We start from the raw sequence: 4,865 nt of genomic DNA on the forward strand, positions 1-4,865 counted from the left end.
GACCGGGGTCCTGTTCCACTTGGGCAATGCCGCAGTTAATGGAGCGCATACCTTTACCAAGCCGTACGAGCCTTTCATCCTGGGCTGGTGCCAATGTGAGTGGGTTGACGAAGGCGGTGGCCGGCCCTGCGTTCTAGTTGGTTAAGACACCAATCCCCGCACCCACGGCAGCGCCTTCAACGCAGCGACCGTCAGCCAACACCTCTCCAGCGGCGCAGCCGATTGCGCCGCCTATGATGGCACGCTCCAAGTTGGAATTGGCACTGTCACAAGCGGAAACTCCCAAAATGGTAACAACTGCTGTGAGGCTAAGAAATTTTTGCATTTCGAACTCCTTGGGTCTTGTGAAGTAAGGATAAACCCGTGCCGAAGGTAGGACATCGAAACAGGTGTTTGCACTTCTGCAGTTAAAGAGCCGCCAAGAAATGCAATTCCGGACGCGCTGAGATCTGAGAGCGGCCACTAAGTATCTAGCTCTCGCGGGCTCCCCGGATCTCGCTGATGGCTCGTCGGACCGATCGCCAGGTTTTAGCCTCAGTGTCGTTTCCTTCGTCCTGATATTGCTTTGACTTTTGCGCTGCCTCTGCCTCGGCTCTGTCGCCATGTGCATTGTACAGCGATCGTGCGTATTCTGCGATCTTCGCCACTTCCATATGTGGGTCTCCTTTAGTTTTGCGTCCTGTCAGAGTGGCACTTCGCCAAACACTTTTGTGAACAGACCATCACAATTTCCGTTCTAGCGACATGATCCACGTCAATCTGTAGGGAGCGTCCGCAGTGGGCTCTTTGCAGCCATCGGAGCTTATGCAGAATGTGACCCTTGAGCCGCTAAGCCTCGATGAGGACGGCCCTTAGCTGCCGTTCGTCGCGGGTTTAGTCGCTGCGGTGCAGCTTCCCCAAAGCAGACCCTTAAGCTTGCGGCAGCATTTGTCGGCATCGATGACTGCTCAGCGGGACTTTGCTGCCTTTCAGCGCATCCTTTCATCTCGACATAGGTCGCGATCTCCAATAGCGCCGCGTCATGAAGAGCTATTTCATTGATACCGCCGCAACTGTCACTTTCTTTACGGTTGTCGCCGCTCTGAGCGAGCTGTTGATTGCAGGCATGGATCCCAAACAGGTTCTGATTGCGCGACTGATCATGATACCGGTCATGATGGCTACGGCGCGGCCCTATGGCCTATGGCGGGACTGGTTTTTTTCAAAGACTCGGCCACAACGGCGGATAACGAACGTCGTCTGCGACATCATTGCTTTCATCACATTCCAAGTGCCTGTCTATGTGGTGACACTTGCCTTAGCGGGCGCAACCGCTTCAGAAATCGCAGCGGCAGTGAGTGCATCTATCGTGTTTATGATCCTGCTAAGCCGACCATTCGGCATATATCTTGAAGCCGTGCGAAATTGGGCAAGAACTTCTGTAAGGTAGGGCTCCTTGCTGCCGTTAGCCACATCGCAGCATCCTGCCAAACGATCTCGCCCCGACCAACATGAACGGCCCAGACCAGCCTTTCGATCCATCAACCAGCGCCGCAGTGCAGCTTTCGCATTCCTGCCATTCGTGCATGCCGCAGCATTTTTGTCGGCTAAAACGTCAGTGTGCGGGACTAATCCGTCATTCGCTGCGGGGCAGGACCTTGATGTCGAATGGACCACTGGCAAACGGGCACGGAGGTCTGTTTTGCGTCGACGTTCTGCATTGAGCAATATCAAAGCCGAAACGCATTTTTCTGGCATCATCAGCGAATAACCTAATCGGACAAATAAAGAGGATTTAGAAGATGCTCGGAGAGAAGACGACACCGCAACGGTTCACCGCAAGAAATCCACTAACTGACAATTTTCGGCGCGAGATGGAGTCAGTGATGTCGCGGTTTTTTGGAGACACTCCACCATTCTCACCACTAGAAACCGCCGCGCAGCGGACGGGTTTCCCTTCGCTCGATATGACGGGTGCGGTTTCGCCCGCCATCGACATCAACGAGACAGATACGGCCATCGAATTGACAGCTGAGTTGCCTGGCCTTTCCGAAGATGACGTCGAAATCGAGCTCAAGGACGGCAGATTGACTCTACGTGGTGAGAAGAACGTCACACACGACGGTAAAGGCGATCTGCGCATCAGTGAGCGAAGCTACGGCAGCTTTTCTCGAACTATGACGCTACCTGACACTGTCGACATCGAAAAGATTACTGCCGAGTTTGAGCAAGGTGTTTTGAACATCACCATGCCGAAAACTAAGCCGGCGGAACCAAGTCGAAAGATCAAGGTCTCTTCAAAATAGCGACTTATTCAAAGGCTGTTGGCTTCCCGAACCGGCGTCACGGACGCACGGGGGGCGACGTTTATCGGCCTTCTAAGTGCCGTTCTGTTCGCTGATCCGGTGTCCGGGGGTTCTAGCTCGTTGGCTGCTTTCATGGAAAGCGGGCCCCTACGTAGTGTGAGCAAACGGCCAAGTTGTGGGACAAAGCCGCCATTCTTTCCTTGAGATCGCTGGTGAAAAAGTTCGTTATGCACTTTGAATCCCACAACTTTGGAATACGCTATCAACGACGGGGAGGACATCTTGCCGAAAAAGCAAAAGCGCCGGGACTCGATATCCGTAGTTGGACCGTATTCCCGTGTCAGGGTCATCGTAGCTGTTGTCGTCTTTTTCTTTGCGTTTGCTGCAATCGGCTATCGAATGCTCTTTGGCTGACCGCTCTGCGGAACCAGGACGCGGACCTTGCTGTTTCTTCCTGATACTGGCTGTTTAATGCTAGGCTTCAGCCCGGGTGAAGGAGGAGTACGAAAGATGGGCGAACTGTTCGAGCTTTATTCGCATGGTATCGATGCCGATCCATTTCCGGGATACGCTCGGTTGCGGGACGATGCGCCCTGCTATTGGAGCGATAGCGCGGGCCTTTGGATTTTTTCGCGGTACGAGGACGTCGCCAAAGCTGCGCAAGATTGGGAGACCTTCTCATCGCTGCGCGGCAACTTGATCGATGAAATTCCCGGGCGCTCAGGCGGGACACTGGGCACCACCGATCCGCCACATCACGACCGGCTGAGGTCACTCGCGCAAGCCGCGTTCACGCGCAAGGCAGTCGAAGACTTGGTTCCACGAACAGGAGCGATCGTGGATGCGACCATCGAACAGCTCGATGGTATAGATGCCTTTGATTTCGTCGCTGACTTTTCAAGCCGCGTGACGGTTGGAACGATCTTTGCGCTCCTAGGGCTGCCCGAACGCGACCCTGCAGAAATCCGTCACAAGGTGGTCCTTTCGATTTCGACCGATAAAGAAGCGCGGGGCCGAAATCCTCAACTCAACGAGGCATTCACGGAATTGACGCACTTTCTGGCAGACGAGATCGCGGAACGTCGCACCCGTCCAGCCGATGACCTGATCACTGCGCTGGCCGAGGCCGAGGTCGATGGAGAACGGCTGACGGATCGAGAGGTGATGCTGACGACCACAATGTTTGTCGTTGCGGGGGTCGAGTCCCTGTCGAGCTTCATGAGCATCTTTGCGCTTAACCTGGCAGAACACACAGACTCCCGACGACGCATCGCCGCAGACCCGGGTCTTACGCCACAGGCAATCGAAGAGTCCCTCAGGTTCAACACCTCGGCGCAAAGGTTCAAGCGGACCGCGACCAAGGCGGTTGAGGTCCACGGAAAGATCATATCGCCGGGTGATACCGTCGTCCTGGCATACGGCGCGGCAAATCGTGATGAGCGAAAGTTTCCAGAGGCCGATGTGTTCGATATCGATCGAAATCCGCGTGGTCACCTGGGCTTCGGCACTGGAAAGCACTTCTGCATCGGCAGCGTTTTTGCTCGCATGGTAACAGCTGCCGCCATCAACCGACTCCTGTTGCGCATTCCGGACTTCGAACTTGGAACTCGAGATATCGACTGGATTCCGTCGTCGAATTTCCGCAGTCCCGTGTCTCTTCCCCTCGTGTGTGCCTAATCTCGGGCGCCGTCCGCTTTGGGCTCTGAGCAGACCACTGCAGTGCGGCATGCTTGATCTTCCGGTTGAGCCCGCCTCCAATAGCGCACGTTCGTGTGTCTGGGAAAACGCCCTCGCCTCAGACGCTTAGGCCCACACCCGGACATTCCTAGATTGGAAGCGGCCCTTGGACTGGCTGGCGTGGAACGACGGCATCGAGCCCACAACAGACATGGTCCTGCGCCGACGCTCGCAGATGCAGCAACCCCGTTGACCGGACCCATCAGCTGCGCCGCAGAAAGAAAAGCTGCCGTTCGTTGCGCCCGCAGCGATTTTCATGCCCGTGATGTCCGAGTTGCGGGACGAAGCCGTCACTCATTACAACACTAAGTCATCGTCTGCTAAACTGAACGACGGATTTTGAGGCCACATTATATTCAACAATTGACAGGTTTCCGTTTTGTTAGACGATGGCCCTACTCAAACAAGAAAAGGGGAGGCTTGTGATGAAATTCTTTCACAGTGTCGCATTCGCGGCAGCAATCGCGATCACGGGATCAGTTTCGAATGCGCAGGACGATGCCGGATTGAACAAAGATTATCGGACGTTTCACTCAGATGGGAAAGTCGAATACGGCGAGATCGGCGACAGCTACGACTCGGACCTCGTGATGTATCTCGCAGGGAACCAGTTCATGGTGATGGAAGAACTCATCCAGGATTTCCAGTCGTTGAACTCCGACATTGAGACGATTTATGTCGAGACGATACCGCCCGGACAAATTCTGAATGGTCAAATCCTTCAGCAAGGTCAGATCAACGATCAGGACACTGCGATGAACCCCGATCTCTATGCGTCGGTGAACCTCAATCACCTCAAGAAACTCGCTGGAATGGAGAAGATGAATGACTACATGATCTACA

The 4,865-nt window shown here is 54.6% G+C and carries 6 protein-coding genes; 4 read left to right on the top strand and 2 right to left on the bottom strand.

Annotated elements, in window-relative coordinates; all coding sequences use genetic code 11:
- Window positions 1-133: 133 nt before the first annotated feature.
- Window positions 134-325: a hypothetical protein gene (locus AC221Y_RS20350; protein ID WP_299753648.1), complete on the bottom strand. Its 192-nt coding sequence runs from the start codon at window positions 323-325 to the stop codon at window positions 134-136.
- A gap of 145 nt (window positions 326-470) precedes the next feature.
- The gene (locus AC221Y_RS20355) at window positions 471-653 is read right to left on the bottom strand and encodes a hypothetical protein (RefSeq protein ID WP_299753650.1); all 183 of its coding nucleotides are present in this window, start codon (window positions 651-653) and stop codon (window positions 471-473) included.
- Between the two features lie 368 nt (window positions 654-1,021).
- On the opposite strand from AC221Y_RS20355, the gene alaE reads away from it, so the two are divergent.
- The 4 genes from alaE to AC221Y_RS20375 all read left to right on the top strand — a co-directional run.
- Entirely contained in the window at window positions 1,022-1,429 is a 408-nt protein-coding gene (alaE, locus tag AC221Y_RS20360) for an L-alanine exporter AlaE (protein WP_299748307.1), read from the top strand.
- Window positions 1,430-1,781: 352 nt separating this feature from the next.
- Window positions 1,782-2,285 carry an Hsp20/alpha crystallin family protein gene (locus tag AC221Y_RS20365; RefSeq protein WP_299748310.1) on the top strand — a complete coding sequence of 168 codons (504 nt, stop codon included), beginning with the start codon at window positions 1,782-1,784 and terminating at the stop codon, window positions 2,283-2,285.
- Window positions 2,286-2,795: 510 nt separating this feature from the next.
- Window positions 2,796-3,962: a cytochrome P450 gene (locus tag AC221Y_RS20370; RefSeq protein ID WP_299748313.1), complete on the top strand. Its 1,167-nt coding sequence runs from the start codon at window positions 2,796-2,798 to the stop codon at window positions 3,960-3,962.
- A 485-nt stretch (window positions 3,963-4,447) separates the two neighbouring features.
- Window positions 4,448-4,865, top strand: a 418-nt coding sequence (locus AC221Y_RS20375; protein WP_486708213.1) for a hypothetical protein, incomplete at its 3' end; no start/stop codon positions are given.

The organism is Boseongicola sp., from assembly GCF_057460485.1.